At 66.9% G+C, this 17555-nt stretch carries 14 protein-coding genes and 1 pseudogene; 8 read left to right on the top strand and 7 right to left on the bottom strand.

Going from position 1 to position 17555, the window contains the following annotated elements:
- Nucleotides 1–215: 215 nt before the first annotated feature.
- Together ACN27F_RS15065 and ACN27F_RS15070 are read left to right on the top strand one after the other, a co-directional pair.
- Nucleotides 216–869 (top strand): hypothetical protein, encoded by a 654-nt coding sequence (locus ACN27F_RS15065; protein WP_421434130.1) that lies wholly within the window; start codon nucleotides 216–218, stop codon nucleotides 867–869.
- The gene (locus tag ACN27F_RS15070) at nucleotides 862–1314 is read left to right on the top strand and encodes a hypothetical protein (RefSeq protein ID WP_421434132.1); all 453 of its coding nucleotides are present in this window, start codon (nucleotides 862–864) and stop codon (nucleotides 1312–1314) included. The genes ACN27F_RS15065 and ACN27F_RS15070 overlap by 8 nt, the downstream gene beginning before the upstream one ends.
- Before the next feature lie 60 nt (nucleotides 1315–1374).
- Here ACN27F_RS15070 and ACN27F_RS15075 read toward each other — a convergent pair whose 3' ends face one another.
- Nucleotides 1375–1803, bottom strand: a complete 429-nt coding sequence (locus ACN27F_RS15075) for a hypothetical protein (RefSeq protein WP_421434133.1) — start codon at nucleotides 1801–1803, stop codon at nucleotides 1375–1377.
- A 114-nt stretch (nucleotides 1804–1917) separates the two neighbouring features.
- Nucleotides 1918–2133 (bottom strand): hypothetical protein, encoded by a 216-nt coding sequence (locus ACN27F_RS15080; protein WP_421434134.1) that lies wholly within the window; start codon nucleotides 2131–2133, stop codon nucleotides 1918–1920.
- Between the two features lie 48 nt (nucleotides 2134–2181).
- Here ACN27F_RS15080 and ACN27F_RS15085 point away from each other — a divergent pair.
- The 4 genes and pseudogenes from ACN27F_RS15085 to ACN27F_RS15100 form a co-directional block, all read left to right on the top strand.
- A pseudogene (locus ACN27F_RS15085) lies at nucleotides 2182–2304 on the top strand (DUF397 domain-containing protein); the annotation flags it as partial.
- Nucleotides 2305–2475: 171 nt separating this feature from the next.
- Nucleotides 2476–2733, top strand: coding sequence for a hypothetical protein (locus ACN27F_RS15090; RefSeq protein WP_421434135.1), 258 nt, complete (start codon nucleotides 2476–2478; stop codon nucleotides 2731–2733).
- On the top strand, nucleotides 2733–3404 hold the full coding sequence (locus tag ACN27F_RS15095) for a hypothetical protein (protein ID WP_421434136.1): 672 nt from the start codon (nucleotides 2733–2735) through the stop codon (nucleotides 3402–3404). Before ACN27F_RS15090 ends, ACN27F_RS15095 begins: the two co-directional genes overlap by 1 nt.
- Nucleotides 3382–3813, top strand: a complete 432-nt coding sequence (locus ACN27F_RS15100; RefSeq protein WP_421434137.1) for a hypothetical protein — start codon at nucleotides 3382–3384, stop codon at nucleotides 3811–3813. The genes ACN27F_RS15095 and ACN27F_RS15100 overlap by 23 nt, the downstream gene beginning before the upstream one ends.
- A gap of 18 nt (nucleotides 3814–3831) precedes the next feature.
- On the opposite strand, the gene pglX is transcribed toward ACN27F_RS15100, so the two are convergent.
- Nucleotides 3832–7371: a BREX-2 system adenine-specific DNA-methyltransferase PglX gene (gene pglX, locus ACN27F_RS15105; RefSeq protein WP_421434138.1), complete on the bottom strand. Its 3540-nt coding sequence runs from the start codon at nucleotides 7369–7371 to the stop codon at nucleotides 3832–3834.
- Between the two features lie 106 nt (nucleotides 7372–7477).
- Between pglX and ACN27F_RS15110 the strand changes: the two genes are divergently transcribed.
- The gene (locus tag ACN27F_RS15110; RefSeq protein ID WP_421434139.1) at nucleotides 7478–8044 is read left to right on the top strand and encodes a hypothetical protein; all 567 of its coding nucleotides are present in this window, start codon (nucleotides 7478–7480) and stop codon (nucleotides 8042–8044) included.
- 101 nt (nucleotides 8045–8145) lie between these two features.
- Here the strand turns inward: ACN27F_RS15110 and ACN27F_RS15115 are convergent, their stop codons facing one another.
- The 4 genes from ACN27F_RS15115 to pglW are packed head-to-tail and all read right to left on the bottom strand — an operon-like array spanning nucleotide 8146 to nucleotide 16449.
- The gene (locus ACN27F_RS15115) at nucleotides 8146–9837 is read right to left on the bottom strand and encodes a DUF262 domain-containing protein (protein ID WP_421434141.1); all 1692 of its coding nucleotides are present in this window, start codon (nucleotides 9835–9837) and stop codon (nucleotides 8146–8148) included.
- A gap of 13 nt (nucleotides 9838–9850) precedes the next feature.
- Complete coding sequence (locus ACN27F_RS15120) at nucleotides 9851–10711, bottom strand: hypothetical protein (RefSeq protein ID WP_421434142.1); 861 nt, start codon at nucleotides 10709–10711, stop codon at nucleotides 9851–9853.
- Complete coding sequence (locus ACN27F_RS15125) at nucleotides 10701–12032, bottom strand: AAA family ATPase (RefSeq protein ID WP_421434144.1); 1332 nt, start codon at nucleotides 12030–12032, stop codon at nucleotides 10701–10703. Before ACN27F_RS15125 ends, ACN27F_RS15120 begins: the two co-directional genes overlap by 11 nt.
- Nucleotides 11986–16449, bottom strand: a complete 4464-nt coding sequence (gene pglW, locus ACN27F_RS15130) for a BREX system serine/threonine kinase PglW (protein ID WP_421434145.1) — start codon at nucleotides 16447–16449, stop codon at nucleotides 11986–11988. Before pglW ends, ACN27F_RS15125 begins: the two co-directional genes overlap by 47 nt.
- Here pglW and ACN27F_RS15135 point away from each other — a divergent pair.
- The gene (locus ACN27F_RS15135; RefSeq protein ID WP_421434146.1) at nucleotides 16357–17382 is read left to right on the top strand and encodes a DUF6183 family protein; all 1026 of its coding nucleotides are present in this window, start codon (nucleotides 16357–16359) and stop codon (nucleotides 17380–17382) included. The genes pglW and ACN27F_RS15135 overlap by 93 nt on opposite strands.
- Nucleotides 17383–17555 lie beyond the last annotated feature (173 nt).

Consider the following 17555-nt stretch of genomic DNA (forward strand, 5'->3'; position numbering starts at 1 on the left):
GAGACATTGGAGGCGGCGGCGACAACCATCGGGTCCGTACGGGAGACCGTCCGGAGCTGTCACCTCGCTGCCATCGCAGTTCTCCAAGACAGCCGACACGATCACGTCACGGCTGCTCTCAGCCTGCTACGCGAGGCTGACACCGAAGGTGAACTGGTTCAGCGCCGGATCCGAAACAGCAGTGGCAGCGCCGACAAGTACCTGAAGGCCCTCGGGTGAGCAGCAGCGTTGGCGACGTTATCGGGCAGCTGCGGCAGATCCTCAGTGATCTTGACGGTGCTGCCATCGAGGCCAGCAACGCGCAGCAAACAGCGGCCGAAGGACTCAAGCACTACGAGACCGCCACGGCGGGTGCCAACAACAAGCACGCTGACGCGATGCTAAGTGAGGCCAGCGAAGCAGCCGCGAAGTCCGGCAAGGTCGCCCGACTCGTCGCTGAAGCAGCCGCCGAGATCGCGAGCTACGCCGACCACATCGCTCCCGGCTCGATCCCGAGCCGCAGTTCCAGCACTGGGGGGATGCCAACCGGTGAGAGCCTCACAGTGCCGCAGTACAGCAAGTCGCCGAAGGCGATCAAGGCGCTCGGCCGGATCGGGCAGGTCAGAGCCGCGGACGACGGACTTCAACACATCAAGAAGGCTGTGGACTGGTTCCATGATGCAGCGAACCTACCCGGAGGAAGCACGGTCAGCAGGCCTCCAGATTTCGCCTTCGAGCCGGCGCATCAACCAAGCGGAACAGCCGGCGAAGCGCTCCTGGCCGCACTGACTCTCGCTGTCCTTGGCGCAAAGGGATCCGAGATCGCTTCAGGAATTCGTAAGCGAGCAAAGAATCGAAAGTCAATCAAGAAGGACGATACCGATGGATGAAGAAACCAAGTTTGTTCGCACGATCCTGATTCAAGACTGGAAAGCCTACGACTCCTTCGTCCGACAGTTCGAAGAGCAGGGCAAGGGCACTCCCGTAGCCATCATCGGGTACGCCTTCTTTGTCGCAGTCCAGCGGCGGTTCGGCCAGAACCTCGATCCAGGCGAGGTCATGAGGTTTGTCGCCGATGCGCGAGCGAACCTCGCTGAGGGACATGAACTGCCAGCGAAAGAATCTGAAGCTCTCATCTTCGCCATGCTCGGCATGGACATCGCGGGCGCCGAGGAGACCGTAGATAAGCTCGACATCGGCGCGATGGCAGAGATCCAGGCCCAGCTGCTGTTCAGACTCATTGAGGACGCGCAGTTGAGCGAGGAACAACTTGACGCCTTCCTTTTAGAAGCCGAAGGACTGCTCCACGAGGCCCACCCCGAGCACAATGAATAAGACAGTGGTCGCACGACAACAACTGAGCGGCCCGGTCCTATCAGCGGCCCGACACCACTATCAGAGTCGACTTGCGGTATCGACAGCACTGGCGAGGATGGCATCAATCTTGTCGCCACTTGCCCTGCCCTCGCCGAGCACGTGCATGATGATGAGGCTCTGGATCTTACCGGCCATCTCAGGATCGAAGTCGGACTCGACATCGGGGTCGAGTGCTGCCTTCACCAAGCCCTCCGCAGCGTTGGCGTCAATCTCGCGTGGGTCCACCGGGGCAGCCGCGCGCAACTCGGCAACGAATTGCACGATGTCGGATTCGCTAGCGTCCACCGGCAGATGGTAGTTGACGGCATAGTAGAAGACGATGCCAATTAGAGTAGAGAAGTCACCCCAACCCTTGGTGTTCAGTTGAGCTTCCAAGCAATCATTTTCGGCATAATCACCCTTGAGCATGGTACGGAAATATTCAACCAAGTCAGGCTCAATCTTCATTATTTGCTTTCCTTCACGACGCTTTTTGTATTTTTCCACATTTCGCGGCCCACCACCGCAGCAGCACCTGCAGTTACGATTACGGCAGTCACAGGATTATCCGCAGTCGGGCGATCAGCAGAAATCGAATCCGGCGCTACCGTTCGTAGCACTCTCCGAACCCGGCTTAATCTTAAAAAGATCGAAAATCTCCTTCCCCGTCTGCATCGTCTTTTCCGCGTTCTGCAGATGCTCCCCAGCGGAGTCGACCTTCTGCACGAAACGACGCGCAAACCGATCAGCCCTGCTGCCTGCCCCCTCAGCCTCAGCCACAAGACGTTCGCCAAACATCGATTTTAGGATCAGACGGAGGCGCCACACCCGGGGCACTGGCGCAAGAGCACCCGTAGCAACGCGCAAGGCATGTGCGTCGAGGTCGCCACCAACGTCCCCGCCACAGTCCTCGTACGCGACAGCAAAGACCCCGCCGGCCCCACCCTCAGCTTCACCCCCACCGGCTAGACGTCCTTCCTCTCCACCCTCAACCCCGAAGGCTCCCGCTGATCGATGCCTGTGACGGATTTCCGTCGCTCAGGGTCGCTGTCCCACGACTCGTCGAGTATGGTCAGACGCACCGAACGAACGTGCGCCGTCGTCCCGAAAGGCGGCTCCGCGACCGTGGAGGCCGGCTAGGTGAGCGTCGACGACGTCAAAGCCCAGCTGGGCAGGGGCTTGGAGAGCGCAGCCAGCAGCAAGAACACGTTGCAGCAGGCAGCGGCAACAGCGGGCAAAGCGCTGGAACTGGCTACCTACACCTGCCAGGGCAGCAACCATGAGCGGGCGACAAACGCGCTCAACAAGGCCCAGTGCGCGCTCAACGAGATCGAGTTGACGATCGCCAGGCTCGACGCCGGCACCAAGTTGGTCGACACCTACCGCTCGGGACTCTGATGAGCGGCCCGGTTGCCGACGTCATCGCCCAGCTCGCTCGGGCATCCACTGGCTTCAGCTCAGCCGCTGCGGCAGCCCTCCGCGCCCAGCAAGAAGCAGCAGAGGCGCACCAGATCCTTGCCGACGCCAGCACCGGCGCGGCAGCACCCGCTGTCACCAACGCCACCGCCGAGTGGACGACCGCCGCCGACAAGGCCGCGAAGGTGGCCCGACTGCTCATGGAGGCAGTCAGACACCTCAACGCCTACTCCAACCGCATCGCCCCCGGCTCAGCACCCACCGAACCCACACTCGCCGGCCCCACCGGCGAAGAACTCCTCGCCGACACCACCCGCCGATCCGACGCCCGTCGAGGTGCTGCCAGCTTCTTGAACAAGATGGCGCGCAACGCCGAGAACGTACAAGACACCGGCAAGAGCATGGTCGAGGCTGGCCAAGTGGCAATCCGCATCGGTGGCGGCCCACGTGGTCCGGCAGGCACACAGACCAGCCACACCGGCACCCCGAGCGCGTTCGTTCCAACCCATCCCGCCCGGATCGACCCGCCGGAGGCCGGTGGCCATATCCTCATCCTCGGGCTGATCGCCGGCATCACGGTCAACCGAACGGTCAACGCCGCACGAAGACAGATAGCGAGGTACCTAAAACGTGACCAACAAGCAAAACCTTAGTGATCTCGTCCGAGCCTTTGCTCGAGGTGACTGGGGCACGGCGGATCGGCTGCTCGTAGAGATTGGTGACAACGGGCTACGGGAAGGCCCTCAGACCATCTCTGCGGCATTTCTCATCGCCGTGCAACGGCGCTTCGGCGAGACGCCGGACCTCAAACAGATCGCCAACTTCGTCACCATGACCCGTCAGCGATACGCGGACGGTCACGAACTGCCAGCTCTGGCGATGGAGGGCATGATCCGAGGAGCCCTCGGCGAAACGGACCTGCTCGACGGAATCGAGCCAGACGTCGCCTTCTCAACTCAAATCCTGCTCCTCGGGACGCTATTGCAGGACGAACAGTGGACCGAAGCCGAGTTGGAGGATTTCATCCGCGAAGCGGAGGAAACCGCCGCTCAGTACAGGTAGCTGTCACTTCTGGTCTGACTACTCAGGGAGGCCACGGAGCAGGGACAGGGCGGTGCGATCGGAGCTGAGGGTGGACAGCTCGGTGTTGATGAAGTCGGTGTAAAACTGTGCCGGCGATCCGGGGTAGCCGGGGCGTTCGGCGGCGTACCACTGGTGTAGCCACGGCTCCAGCTCCAGCAGCCCGGCGAGCAGCGGCAGCAGGCGGTGCGCCTCCCACGCCTCCTGGCTGCGCCGATTCACGTACACCGTGGCCAGCGCCTGCGCCTGCGCCAGGTGGTCCCACCCGGCCCAGCCGAGCAGCAGGCTGGAGTCGGTGTCCCGACCCATTTCCGGGTACGAGATGAAGCGTTCCTTCGGCACGTCGAGCTTGCCCCGCGCCTTCGCGTACGACGGCCGGACAAAGTCCGCCGAGGTGTACTTCGGCGGCACGTCGATCTCCACCGTCTCCCCAGCGTCCTCGCGCCGCTGCTTCTCCCAGGCCTGCTCCCACAGCACCCGCTTACGCAGCCCGGACGGCTTGTAGCGCTGCTTCGGCAGGAACGGCACATGCTCGGTGGCGACCAGCTTGTCGAGCGCGACGACCAGGCTCATGCCCTCGTACTCTGGCAGCAGCGCCAACACCTGCTGGAAGTCGGCGTCGCCGGCCACCCGGTCGGCGAGCTGCGCCACCGACAGCGGCTCCGGCGTGCCACCCCACAGCTCCGGGGCCTCCAGCCGCTCCAACAGCCAGTCCCGCAAAGCATCCGCCTGCATCGTGGCCCAGCCATCGGTCTTCCACCGACGCTTGCACTCCGGGCGCTCAATCAGCTGAAGGTGCCGGTTGCCGGCCGTGGCAGCGATCCGTCGTTCGACCAAGTCGCGGTAATCCGCCGGCCAGTCGGGGTTGGGCTTGTCCACCGGTACGGAGTCGTGCCGCACGAACCAGGCCGTCTCCACACCCTTCCGTACCATCGTGATCTCGAACGCCCGCTCACCAAGGCTCAGCCCTGGCGGGTCCGGATGGGTCAGGTCCTCATCCATCAGCCCGTAGAGCCGGTAGACCTCCCAGTCCAGCTCCTCCTGAAGCGCGATCATCCGCGCCCGGACCAGGTCGTACTCGACTCTCGCCTGCGCCAGCCGCTCCACAGTCGGCACCCCCGACTCGGCCACCGCCGCCGGCGTCAGCTCGCCTAGCCGCTGCGCCAACGTATCCAGCTCACGCGCCCGACCCAACGGATACTCCGCCGGCAACGGAAACTCCTCCAACTTGGTCCCCGTGAACTCCCACCGATCCATCCAGCTCTCGGGCTGAATCCCACGGCCGATGCCGCTGCCAGCCTTGCTCTGACTGACCTGCTTGAGCCAGAAGCAGGCGGTGGAGCTGTTGAGTACGCCGAGCAGCTTCAGATGGTCATCCTCCGTCGCCCCCTCCGGCAGCTTGATCACCGGCGCAGAACGGTTGAAGACCTTCCCGCCCCGATCCAGCACAAAATGATTGTGCGTAGCCACAAACGCAAACGCAATCGTCAGCGGAACCCGCAGCTTCTCCCGATACAGCTCACCAAACTCGTACCAGCACAACGAGGGTATGTCCTCAATTAGCGTGCCGAATCGCTTTCTGCGCTGCAGGACCCTCCTGTTCGACCAAAGGTGCACAAATTCGTTGGGGATTCGATCCAGCTCGGCTGCAGCAAGATCTTGATTGTAGGGAAATACGCAGACAACCTCGGGCATGACCCTGAAGTCCCGCAAGGAATCCCCGGTAACCATCGGCCGGACATGCTCGACACCCTTCCGCCTGGCAGCATCGAGGCCAAGAAAGAATGCATCATCTTCAGCGGTGATCGCCACGAAGCCCATGAGATCGACGAGGTCCTTCAGCGGACCACTCGATGCCTGGTTGACCGACTTCATCAGATCAGGTGCGCCGCCCCCACTGAGACTCCATGGGTGCTTCAACAGTCGATCGCGAGAGAGGTTTGCAACGGTAACCCACTCCGACTCTGAACCCGGCTCATCCACCTGCCTGACGATTGCATTCCAAACCAGACCGTCAGCGGCTGGCTCAGGAGTCGATGGCTCCCCGCGAATTCCAAGGACAACCCGAACGCTGCCGCTGTAGCGAATGCTCGTGGGCCGATTTCGGCCGACGAGGATGACGGTAGGCGTGCCGTGCCCAGGAATGAATGCCCCTGAGGTGTCGATCACCTCAAACAGATCAACTTCGTGCGCGAAGTATTGCTCAATCAACTTCTTGCCAAACTCGCGCTTCATGAAGCCGTTTCCGGTGATCTGCCCCACGAAGCCGGCACCTTCACCGTACTTGTCGCCGCGCTGCGCCAGTTTGAAGAAGCGCTGAGCGAACGGGACGGTAAGTTGGTACTTTCCCGAGCAGGCGTCGTAGATCTTGCGATAGCGACCACTCTGCGCCGGGTCCGACACCGTGATGTAGGGCGGGTTGCCAACCACCACCGTGTACTGGCCGACCTCCAGATACTCGGCTAGCAGTTCGTCGTCTTCGCTCTCGTAGGCGAAGACTGGTTCCCCTTCCAGGGCTGCCAGCAGGTCACCTTGTGCGCGGGAGGTGAAGCGGCCCCACTCCAGCAGGGAGTCTCCGGTGGCGACCCGGACCGGGAAGGCGGGGCAGCGTTCGAGCTTGTGCCACTTGCCGAGCTTGATCGCGGCGACCAGCAGCCGGAAGCGGGCGATGGCGACCGCGAAGGCGTTGATGTCGACGCCGGTAACCTGGCCGAGCGCCCGGTCGACGATGGCCCGGATGTCGGTGGTCGGCTCCCGCTTGCGCCACTCGCGCACCAGCCGGTCGAACGCGCCGAGCAGGAAGTGGCCGGAGCCGCACGTCGGGTCGATCACCTTCATCTCGGGCAGGCCGAACTCGCTCAGCGCCGGCTCGAAGGTCCGGTCCAGGATGAACTTCTCGACGAACACCGGGGTCTGCAACAGCGCGTACGTCTTCTTCGCGTACGTCGACAACTCCTGATAGAGGTCACCGAGAAAGCGAGTGTCCAGAGTCTTGCTGCGCAGCGACACCCGGCCCTCCCCCGTACGGAAGAAGTTGCTCAACTCCTCCGCCGCCGCGCCGGAGATGTCGAACCGCCACACCGGGTTGTGCTCGTCGAAGATCTGCGCCGTCGGGCGCAGCCTGCCCAGGTAGCGGAACGCTTCCCGCAGCCAGTGCCGGTCGTTGTGCAACGCATGCTCGGCCTCGATCAGGTACGCCTGCCGCCGCTGCATCCCCGCCTCGGCCGGGGCCTCCGGGTCGTCGCCGCCGATCCACAGCCCGTCGATCAGCTCGTTGTCCTCGCAGAAGCGGACGAAGACACAACCCAGCACCCAGGCCACCGCCGCCTGGTCGAGCACGTCCTCCAGCCACACCTCGAACGCGCCGGCCAGCCGCTCGGCCTTCTTCGCCTTCTCGTACTCCTGCAGCAGCTCGGCCCGCAGCGACAGCGACTCCGGCTCCGCGAGCCGCAGACGCAGGTCCTCGGCCAGGAGTCTTACCTGCGCCTGCATCGCCTGCTGGAGTCGCCGCCGCGCGTCTTCGTCGAGTTCGTCGAGCACGGCTGCGATCCTACGGCCCGCCACCGGCACCACGCCCCTGCCAACATGAGGTATCCGCAGCCGCGCCGCCGGGGCGGGTAGGGAGGAAATCATGAGGACGCACCGAATGGTCGCCGCTTCGATCCTCACGCTCGTGCTCCTCAGCGCGTGCGGCGGCACCGGGTCGGACTCAGTTGCGGCGGGACCTGGCAATCCGACCGTCACAGCGGTGCCGTCCGCATGGCCGAATCAGGGCGAAATGAACCAGATCGCCATGGCGGTCGGGCGCATCGGCGAAGGTGAGTTCGCCGAGGTCTACGCCGGTCTCGCGATCGATGTGCAGGATGATCGGATCGATGTCTGGGCCAAGGATTCCGCCGAGTTCGAGGCGGCGATCGACGCAATGCCGTGGAGCCATCGGGTGCGTCTACACCCGGCCGACCATGCGGCGATAGAGCTAGAGCCGACGTTTCAACAGATCCTCCGCGACCAGGACTACTGGCGGCAGCAGGGCCTGCCGGTGGTGCAGTCAGGCGTACGCCACGACGGATCCTGCGTGGAGGTCGGCACCCCGGCGCCCGAGCAGGCGGAGCGCGCGTTCCCCCAGCGCTACCCCGGAGTGCCGTTCTGCTTCTCCAAGCAGGAAGACAGCGGCAACCCCTGGCATGAGGAACGCCCCAGTCCCACAGGCTGACACAAGCCTCCGAAGCAACGAGCGGCCATCGCCCCGGTCGACTACGACCGGGGCGACTCGTTAGCCCTCCACACAGACCTTTCTGGCCGACCAGCGGCAGCTCACTCGTCGTGCTCGGTGTCGTTGTCGGCCACGCCGGTCATGTCCGGCCCGAGCATGACGCCCAGCCCTTTCGCGAACGCCCGCAGCCGGTCCTGCAACACCTCGGCCCGCAGCCGTAGGAACCCCTCATGATCGCCGGCCAGCAGCCTGAGAAAGGCCCGCTCGGTGATGCAGTGACTGGCCAGCAGCCTCGTCACATGCTCCCGGCTGATCGTGCGTTCCAGCTGACCGTTTCGTAGCTCCTTGAACACCCCCAGCGGGTTGTCCCCCGGGCTGGTCGGCAGGATGATCCGGTTGGCCGCAGTCGAATGGCCGGGCACGATCTGCCGGTACGCCTGCGGCACCCCGCCGGCCAACCGTTTCACCACCTCGAACTCCTGCCCGAGTGCGTCCCGCCGGGTCGGGAACTCGTGCGCCTCCCACGCCACGTACGCCAAGGTCCGGGCGCTGTTGAGGTTGAACGGCTCCGGCATCGGCTGCACCGCGCCGACGTCCAGCTTCAGGTCCGGGGCCGCACCGGAGGCGAACGACTTCATCTCCGCCAGGCCCTCACGGATCCGGGTCGAGTTGGCGCCCGCGAACGACCCCGCCCACGACGTCACCCAGAACCACTTCTCCAGCTCCAACCGCTGGTTGCCGGTCGGCTCCGGCCGGCAGTGGAAGAAGTAGGTCAACAACACCAACTGATGCGAGTACGGCAACAGCGCCGCCAACGGCAGCCCCGCCGCCCGCAGCAACTCGACCGCCTTGTGCACTGCGGCATCGGTGGCCGGCACCGCGTCGACCAGCCGATTCTGGACCCGTTCGGCGAGCTTCTCCCACCGTGGGCTCATCACGTCCGGCTCGTCGGCGATCGCCAGCAGCGACCGGAACAACGCCATCCGGGGCAGCTCTCCGAAGCCGGTCGCGGCCACCGACTCCGAGATCGCTTTGAGCCGCTCACTGAGTGGCTGCTGGTACTCCCGGTGGGTCAACGCGGAAACGACCTGGTCCGACTCCATCCGCACACCACGCCGGTTCAGCCGGGTGTAGACCTCGACCGCCTCCCGCAGGTGCGCGCCGCGCAGCCTGACCAGCGGGATCCGAAAGCTACGGATCCGCTGCGCCACCCGCTCTGCCTCGTCGACCAGCCGGTCCAACCGCTCGCCTGGACCAATCGTGAGCTCCAGATGCCGGGCGAACCGGAGGAAATCCGCCGTGGAGTTCACCGACCGCATCGGCAGAAAATTCACTGGTACGCGAGCCGGCGGCGAGCCCTGCGCCCGGTGGTGCCGATAGCGCTCGGTGTCGGACCTCGGCTCCAGATCCCGGTAGATCCGCCACTTCCACTCGGTCTGATCGTCCGGGCGCGGCGCACGGCCCTGCCGGCGCAGCACCCCAAACAGGGTGGACAGCCGCTGATGCCCGTCCAGCACGTACGCCACCGGCCGCCCCGGCGGAGCGGGCTCCACCGGCACCTCGCCGACGTGATCCAGCGAGGCCACGTCGTCGGTGGTCTCCCACAGCAGCAGATACCCGATCGGGTAGCCCCGCTCGATGCTGTCGAACAGGTCCAGCATCTGCTCCGGCCGCCACACGAACGGCCGCTGGAACGCCGGCACCCGGATCCGGCCGGTGGCGATGCCGTGCAGCACGTCGCTCAGCATCGTCACGACAGGTTCGAGCTCGCCGTCACCCCGGTCGCTGAGCATGCTCATCAGTGTCCTACAGGATCTCGTGGATCATCGCGAAGAGCCGCCGCAGTTCGTCCACCACATCCGGAGCCAGGGCGCGAAAGTCGTCCTCAGCCAGATTCCGGTCGGCCACGGTGAGCTGCCGAGGCAACCCCTTGCCAGGGTAGGCATCCTTCTTCAGATAACCGCGCTGCTCCGCCGGCATCGCCCGCAACCGCTCGATGCTGCGACGCTGCCGAGGGAAGAGACACTCCCACACAGTCAACGGCACGTAGTTCTCCATCGACCGGTAAGCGAGGATGTGCACGTGCCGGATGCCGACGGCGTCGGCGTCAGCTCGCTTGTTGTCGTTAAGACCCTCCTGGCCTGGGCCGTCGCGGTCACCGTCGAGAAGGATCGCGACCCGAGGTGGCAGGACGACGAACCGCTTCCCCTCATCGGCGGCAAGCTCGACTATCTGCGGCGCTCCACCGCCGTGGTGCAGCCGCAGCCAAGTCCTACGCAGCGCTTCGGCGATCCGTCGCTCGTTGAGAGCCACCGCGATGTCCCGCACCACGCTGCCGTCGGCGAGCTGGTTCTCCACCACCAGTACGGCCGGCTTCTCCAGATCGGCGACCACGTGCTCCAGATCGGCCAGGGTGACCCGGATGCTGCCTCGGGTGTCCGGCGGGCTCGGGTACGCGGACTCCTCCACGACCTCCTCCGCCCACTGGCGCAGAACCGGCATCCGGACTCCAGCCTGGTCCAGCCGCTCCACGAACTCGACCATCCGCACCGCCTGCGGCAACGACGGACGCCAGTCGTGGCGCTTCTCCGCCACCATGCAGAGCAGCGTAATCACCGGTCGGTGATCCTCCGCGTCCAGAATCCGCTCGTCGACGTCAAGAAGCACGGGCGTTCCGTTCCGACTGGGCGGCGGCGAGCGCGCGGACCTCGTGGTAGTCCTGGGAGAAGTAGCCCGGCGGCCAGCTGTCGTCGAGGTTGCCGAGACTGTCCAGCTCGACCCGACGGGCGGACGAGACCCCGTCGTGCTGCTCTACCACGTAGATGGCGACCATCTCCGGGCCGTAGTCGTTGTCCATCTCCGCGATCCGGCGACGCAGTCGCAGCAGCAACGTCTCGCTGTGCGTCTCGATCAAGAACTGGGTCCCGGTGTCCTTGGCAACCGCCAGATAGAGCTCGGCCAGCTCTGCATGGGCGTACGGATGGAGGTGCGCCTCCGGCTCCTCGATGATCTGCAACGGTGGGTCCGCCGCTCCATTCTCAAGCTCGTCGATCGCGAACTGTGCCAGGACCGGCAGTACCTGGGCCAGGCCACTGCCTGCGTCAGCAAGGTTGATCTTCGCCTTGGATCCGTCCCGGACCAGCACTGTCGACCAGAGTGGCCCGGCCTCAGTCTCCGCAAGCCGCCAGCCGGGCACGATCTCGCTCAGCTTTGTGTTGATCTCTGCCAGCAGTCGGCCGTCCGCCCGCCGCTGGCTGTCGGCCAGCAGACCGGCCAGCCCTTCGCCCCTGATGCCGAGCCCGGCCGGCGTGCCGATCGGCATCCGGTGCTGGCGGGCCACCCGTTCCCGGTACGGCCCCAGATAGCGGATCGGACCAGGGCGCAACTGACGTAACAGGTCATCAAGCTCCGGCAGCTCACCGGGAGCCGGCAGCAGACCCGAGAAACGCACCGATCTCGTCCGGGTCGGCTGGCCCGTAACGCGGATCTCGTATTCGATCGTGTCGCCGTACTCGGGATCGATCTGCGCCGACGCTGAGATCGGGTCAATGTCCCGGGAGTCCAGCATCGGGTCCATAAACGAGGACGCCACCAGCTCGATCGTGCCGACCGGGTCGGTGCTGTCGTCGGTGTCGATCCGCAGGGCCGCCACGATGGCGCTACGCTGATTGTCGATGTACTCCAGGTCGGCCCGAAGCGTGTACGGCACCGGACCATCGAGGGTCAGGCCGATGGTAAGCGGCTGGATGGTGCGCTGGTCGTGGTAGAACTCGCGCAGGTCGTCAACCGCGTCCGGGCCGAGGCGTTCGAGGTCCAGCGGGGACGGCGAGGTGGTGTCGAAGCCGGTGGCGATCACCAGCGGCGCACGGGTCAGGGCACTCTTGCCGGAGTTGTTCTTGCCGAGCACGACGGTGATCGGTGCTAGCTCGATCTCCTGCCGGTTACGGAACCCTCGGTAGTTCTCCAGAAGCAGCCGTCGGATGGGCATGGTGGATAGTCCTACCAGAAGTGGCCGACAGCCATTGCCCCGAAATCCACAGCGATTGACTCGCCGGTGACGTCAACGGCAGCTGGTAGCCGTCCAACATGGCCGGCTCCGGTTTGCGGGCCGGCACCAGCAGCAGCCGGGCCGCCGGCCGGGGGCGGGTCAGATCCGCCAACTCCACCAGCAGCTCCACCTGGCCGTACCGGGCCAGCGGCGCCGCCTCGGTCAACAGCACCGGCGCGTCGGTGGCCAACGCCGCCCGCAGCGCCGGCACCGCCTCGTGCCGGACCAGATCCACCAGGCTGCGGAAGTTCGCGTCGGTGGCCGAGCCCGAATCCGCCGCCACCAGCGCCTGCCACGGGTAGCCGAGCGCCCGCAGCCGCTCCAGCAGGATCCCGGTCACGTTCACCTCGGTCAACGCCAGCCGGGCCAACAGCTCCCGCCGGGCGGTGGCCAGATCCCGCAACGGAGTCAGCACCGCCAGGAACGCCCGCCGGTCGATCGCCCCGGCCAGCTTCGCCGTGACCTCGTCGGCCTGCCAGAGCGGCGGGGCGAACCCGCCGGTGACCGTGGCGCCCCGGGTGCCGCTGAACACCGACGGCAGCGGCGGCGGCGCATACACCCGTTGCTCGGGCTCCCAATTGAGCCCGGCGACGTCGGAGACCAGCGTGTCGAGCTGCGGCCGGCCCGGCAGCTCCTGCGCGCGCGGAAAGCGGGCCCGCACCCGACCGAGCACCTCGTCCGGGCGCAGCCGCTGCCCGGCGATGCTGCCGGCAGCCAGCCGCAACGCCTCCTTCGCCGGCATGTCCACCGGGTAGAGCTGACCCTGCCCGTTGACGTCGACCCGGCCGTTGCTGCCGGCGGCGGCCAACTGCAGCAGCCGCAGCTCCGGCACCGTCGGCATCGTCGGCGGCGGGAGGACCGCGGACAGCTCCGCCACCGCCCGCTGCCGGGTCGGCAGCGGATCGGCCGCCGCCAACTCCACCGCGCGGCCGCCGAGCGCCACCACGTACGACAGCAGGTCGGCGGCCGTGGTCGTCGCCGCCGGATCCACCGGCTCCCGGCCCACCAGCACCGTCTGCGAGTTACGGAACCGCTGGATCGCCAACCGGGCGTCACCACCGGTGGCCAGCTCCGTCTCCACCGCCGCCCGGACCAGGCCGATCGCCTGCGCGGTGCGCTTCGGCTCGGACGTGTACGAGCCGTGCGTAGCGATCAGCGCGTCCGCCAGCTCGGCGGCCGACATCACCGCCCCCCGGCTCTCCACCAGGGCCACGATCTCGTCCCGGACCGCCGACACCGCGTCGCTGCCCGACCAGGTCTGCACCTGCTTACGCAGCAGGACGGAGATCTGCGGCTGGGTCTGACCGGTCCGCCGTGCCACCTCACCCTGAGTCGGCCAGTGCAGCCACGTGTCGTCGCCCGGTGCCGGCTGCTGGCCCAGCAGCACCCCCAGCGTCGTCCGGAGCTTGCCGTTGCGGCTCGTCTGCGCCGGCAGCAGTGCGGCACAGATCGTCTCCATGCCCCGCGTCGCCACCCCGGCGGCCTGCCGGCCGTCGCCGCCCGGCTCCGGCCCCTCGGCAGCGCCGACGGCGTCGGCCTGGTCCGCCTGGTCGGCCGCCAGCAACGGGCGCAGCGACCGGGCGTACGACAGAATCTCCTTGCGGGTCGCGTCCGGCACACCCTTCGCGATGGCCAACGTGGACGGTTTTGCCTGAAGCAGATCGCGCACGGTGACGAATCCCAGCCGACGTACCGCCGAGCGGGCCCGCTCCGTCAACGTCGACTGCGCCAACAAGGTGTCCAGGCTTGCCACGGACACCGCCACCGGCGACGGCCCGCCACCGGCGACCGGCACCTTGCGGAAAATGTCCCGCCAGGCGTCGAGCATCTCCTCGGCCGTGTCGAACCGGTCGGCGGTCTCCCTGGCCAGCGCCCGACCGAAGAAGTCGACCAGCCGATCCGCGACCGCCGGCTCGAACATCGCCGGATCCAGGGTCACCTCGTCGCTGACCGCCGCCGGGTTCGCTCCGCCCCACTCCGGCAGCGACCCAGTCGCCATCTCGAACAACGTCACCGCAGCGGCGAACCGCTCCGCCGCCCGGTCGTAGCGCAACCGCCTCGGCGGACCAAGGAACGGATCCAGATATCCGGCGGTGCCGGCGCTCAGCTGATCCACCGGGCTCGCGGAGAGCGAAAAGTCGAAGACGCACAGATGCGGCTGCCGGTCCTTGAGGTTCAGCGGTCGGGCCGCCAGGTTCGCCGGCTTCAGATCCCGGTGCCAGATCCCCACCTCATCGAGGTAGACGACGATTTCCAGCAGGTCCCGGCCGTACCGCTCCAGCAGATCCAGCGTGAGCCGGCCGCCCTGCAGCTCCTCGGAGAGTGTCCGCTCCCCCGCACTCTCCATCAGCAGCGCCGTTCGGCCGCCGACCGTGATCGGCCCCTGCACCAGCGCGGCGACCCGCCGGTCCCGCAGCTTGCCCAGCGTCTGCGCCTCCGCCGCCAGCCGGGCCGCGTGCTGCTCGTCGCGGGCCACCTTCAACACCAGTCGCCGGCCGTCCTTGCCGTCATCGGTTGGCTCGCTGACCAGCAACGCCAGCGCCGTCGAACCGGCACCGAGGCGACGCAGCACGGTGTAACCGATGTCGAGCACATCGCCCTTGCGGGCATTCAGCGGATCGACCTCCGGCTCCGGCTCGGGTGCGGTCAACTCGTCCCACACCCGCTCCAGACCACGCCGGAAGTCGGCCACACTCGCCGACCGGCGCGTCGGATCCCCCCGGGTCGCGTCGTAGACCGCGTCGACCAACGCCGCCGGCATGCCGTCGACCGCCGCCGCCAGGTTCACCCCGCTGTCGCGTACGGCCGTCGCCAACTCCTCGGCACTGCCCGCCGGCGGGCCATCGGTAAAAATTCGGTAGCCGACCGCGCCGAGGGCGAAGATGTCCAACTGGTGGCCGGGCGGACGGCCCGGCATCGCCGCCTCCGGCGCCTGGTAACGCCGCACCTCGTCGTCGTGCAGCAAGGTCAGGCTGCCCGGATCCGTCGACGAACCACCGGTACGGGTCAGCCGGGTGTCCGCCAGCCGACCACCGGTCTGCCAGTTCGTCACCACCAGCTGCGGACGCGACGAATCCGGATCGCAGACGTACACCGCGCCCGGATGCAGCGCCCGGTGCGCCAGCCGGCGCGAGTGCGCGTAGTCGATGATCTCGGCCAGGTCGCCGAGCAGGTGCAGCCGCTGCGCCAACGTGAGCCGATCACCCCGCTCCACCAGATACTGGTCCAGGCGTACCCACTGCTCCTGATGGTCGAAGATCAACGCCGGGCCAAACGCATGGTCGATCAGGTCGTGTGCCTGGGCGATCCCCGGATGGTGGATGCCCTGCAGCAGCCGGAACTCCCGCTCGGCGGCCGCCCGGATCGCCGGGATCTCCTCCTCCGGGGCACGGCTGGTCAGATAGAACCGCACCCGGCGCAGCAGCGCACTGTCCACCACATGCCGGGCGATGAAATCCTGCCAGCCGACCCCCTCGGCGAACGGACGCGGAAACAGCAACAGCTGCCCCACCTTGCGGTCCGCCACCGACGGGCGGATGTTCGCGCCCTTGACCAAGGCGACGATCTCCCGCCCCCGGGCCTCGTCGACCAGGTGGGCCGGGTTACGCGGCGCGGCCGTCAGCATCTCCCGCAGACTCGGCAACCCCGACTCGGGCGCATCGTGCAGGCCGTACACATGCTGACGGCCGATCGCATCCAGCTGCGACCGCAACGACCGGGCATGCAGGAAGACCGCCGCCCCGATGAACGGCGTACGGGCATGTCTGCGCTGCTGCCGGGCGTAGTGGTCGATCAGGCTCGCCAACCGCTTCGCCTTACGGTTGGCCAGGATCGTCGGATTGTCCTGCGGGATCAGCCGGGACGTCTTCGTCGCCCGACGCGTCCATTGGCCGCCGTCGCCCGACACATCGCCCTGCCAGTGCTTCAGCTCGACGACGTACAGCCCGCTGGGGGTGAGCACCAGCGCGTCGACCTCGTTGATCGAGCCGTCGGACGCGACGAACTCGATGTTGGCCCAGACGTGGTACGGGTCGACATCGGGCAGGTACGAGGCCAGCTCCCGCAGGCCCTCCCGTTCCCACTCGTACCCACTGGGGTTGATCTGCTCCCACCTCGGCGAGTCCTGGCGCACCGACCGACGGTAGCAACGATCCGCCCGTACGCCGATCGCCCGTCCGGTGCAGCGGGTGAAACGCTGGTTAGAGTCCTCGGCGTGGATGACGATCCCCGGAGCATCGCGGCCGGCCTCGCCGAGTTGGGCGACGTGACGGGGGTTTGGCAGATCGTCGAGAAGCGCCTCCAGACAGGCGATGCGCGTTTCGTCGCGGATCTCGGCGTCGCGGTGTGGCGCAGGCACGGGGGCGATACGACAGCACCGTGGCAGTACCGAAGCGTGTTCGATCGGACGCTGCGGCTGCTGACTCTGACGCCAGGGGCGATCGACCAGGCCGTCCGGTTGATCTCCGTCGTGCAGGACCGCCGCCAGCTCCGGTACGCCGCGTCCCTGCTCGCTTCGGCCCACACCGTCACCGACCTGGCCGTCGTGTTCGATGCGGGTGGGTCGGAGGAGTTGCGGGCCTGTCTGCTGCAGGAGCTGGTGTTGCGTGGTGCCGAGGTGCATCACCGGTGGGTTGTCTCGCCGCACTGGCGCCATCATCCGCTCGGCTGGCTGCCGTTGTCGTTGACGCCGATCGAAGGGCACCCCAGCCGTCCTAGAGACCATCTCGGTGGGGGCAGCCATGACCTGCCGGCCATGGCGGCGGAGCCCGTGCAGGGGCACGGTCCTGTTCCCCGGTGGCAGGAGACGACCACGTCTGGCGAGGCTGCGGCGCTCAGCGCGGCGGTCGACAACTGGGCCGAGGAATCCAACGGCCGCGTCGAGGCACGAACGTTCGCGTTCGACGACGACCTCCCGCCGGACGCCGTCGGCGATGCGCTGCTGAGCATCGACCTGGAGTGCACCCAGGGCATGACGACCGGGCTCGGCACATGCTCGCCGCCGCAGGCGTGGCGGCAGTTGTTCTCGGCAGCGTCGATCGGGGGCGCGTACAACCACGGCGCGTATGGAGCGTACGGAAGGCTGTTGGCGTGGCGGTCGGTTGCGGCGCTGGTCGGCGCTCCGCATGGCGCACCGGTCGGTGACGTCGAGGCGCTGGCGCGTCACTGCTCGTGGTACTCGTTCGCCGGCTCCACCGCGTGGTTCGACCGTATCGCTTGGGATATCGGTCTGGCAGTCGTGTCACCGGACAGGCGGCGACTGGCGGTACTGGCTGCCAGCGACACCGACTGATCCGCCTGCGCAAGGTTGGCCTGTGGGCAGACGAGGGAACCGTCATTGTCGTCAAACCGGGTCCGAGACAGCCATGGAGGTTCCCTCGCACATCGCTACCCGTGCTCCTCGACGGTAGCGAGGCCCGCGATTGGAAGACTAGATCGCCTGCGTTTGGCAGAGTAACTACCCTG

Origin of the sequence: Solwaraspora sp. WMMB335 (genome assembly GCF_049179075.1) — a bacterium.
Taxonomy (GTDB): Bacteria; Actinomycetota; Actinomycetes; order Mycobacteriales; family Micromonosporaceae; genus Micromonospora_E.

What these genes read in the sequence shown, in the direction of transcription:
- ACN27F_RS15070 (WP_421434132.1), top strand. Translation starts at nt 862, where the DNA reads ATGGATGAAGAAACCAAGTTTGTTCGCACGATCCTGATTCAAGACTGG.
- ACN27F_RS15095 (WP_421434136.1), top strand. Translation starts at nt 2,733, where the DNA reads ATGAGCGGCCCGGTTGCCGACGTCATCGCCCAGCTCGCTCGGGCATCC.
- ACN27F_RS15110 (WP_421434139.1), top strand. Translation starts at nt 7,478, where the DNA reads ATGGTCGCCGCTTCGATCCTCACGCTCGTGCTCCTCAGCGCGTGCGGC.
- ACN27F_RS15080 (WP_421434134.1), bottom strand. Translation starts at nt 2,133, where the DNA reads ATGTTTGGCGAACGTCTTGTGGCTGAGGCTGAGGGGGCAGGCAGCAGG.
- ACN27F_RS15115 (WP_421434141.1), bottom strand. Translation starts at nt 9,837, where the DNA reads ATGCTCAGCGACCGGGGTGACGGCGAGCTCGAACCTGTCGTGACGATG.
- ACN27F_RS15125 (WP_421434144.1), bottom strand. Translation starts at nt 12,032, where the DNA reads ATGCCCATCCGACGGCTGCTTCTGGAGAACTACCGAGGGTTCCGTAAC.
- ACN27F_RS15075 (WP_421434133.1), bottom strand. Translation starts at nt 1,803, where the DNA reads ATGAAGATTGAGCCTGACTTGGTTGAATATTTCCGTACCATGCTCAAG.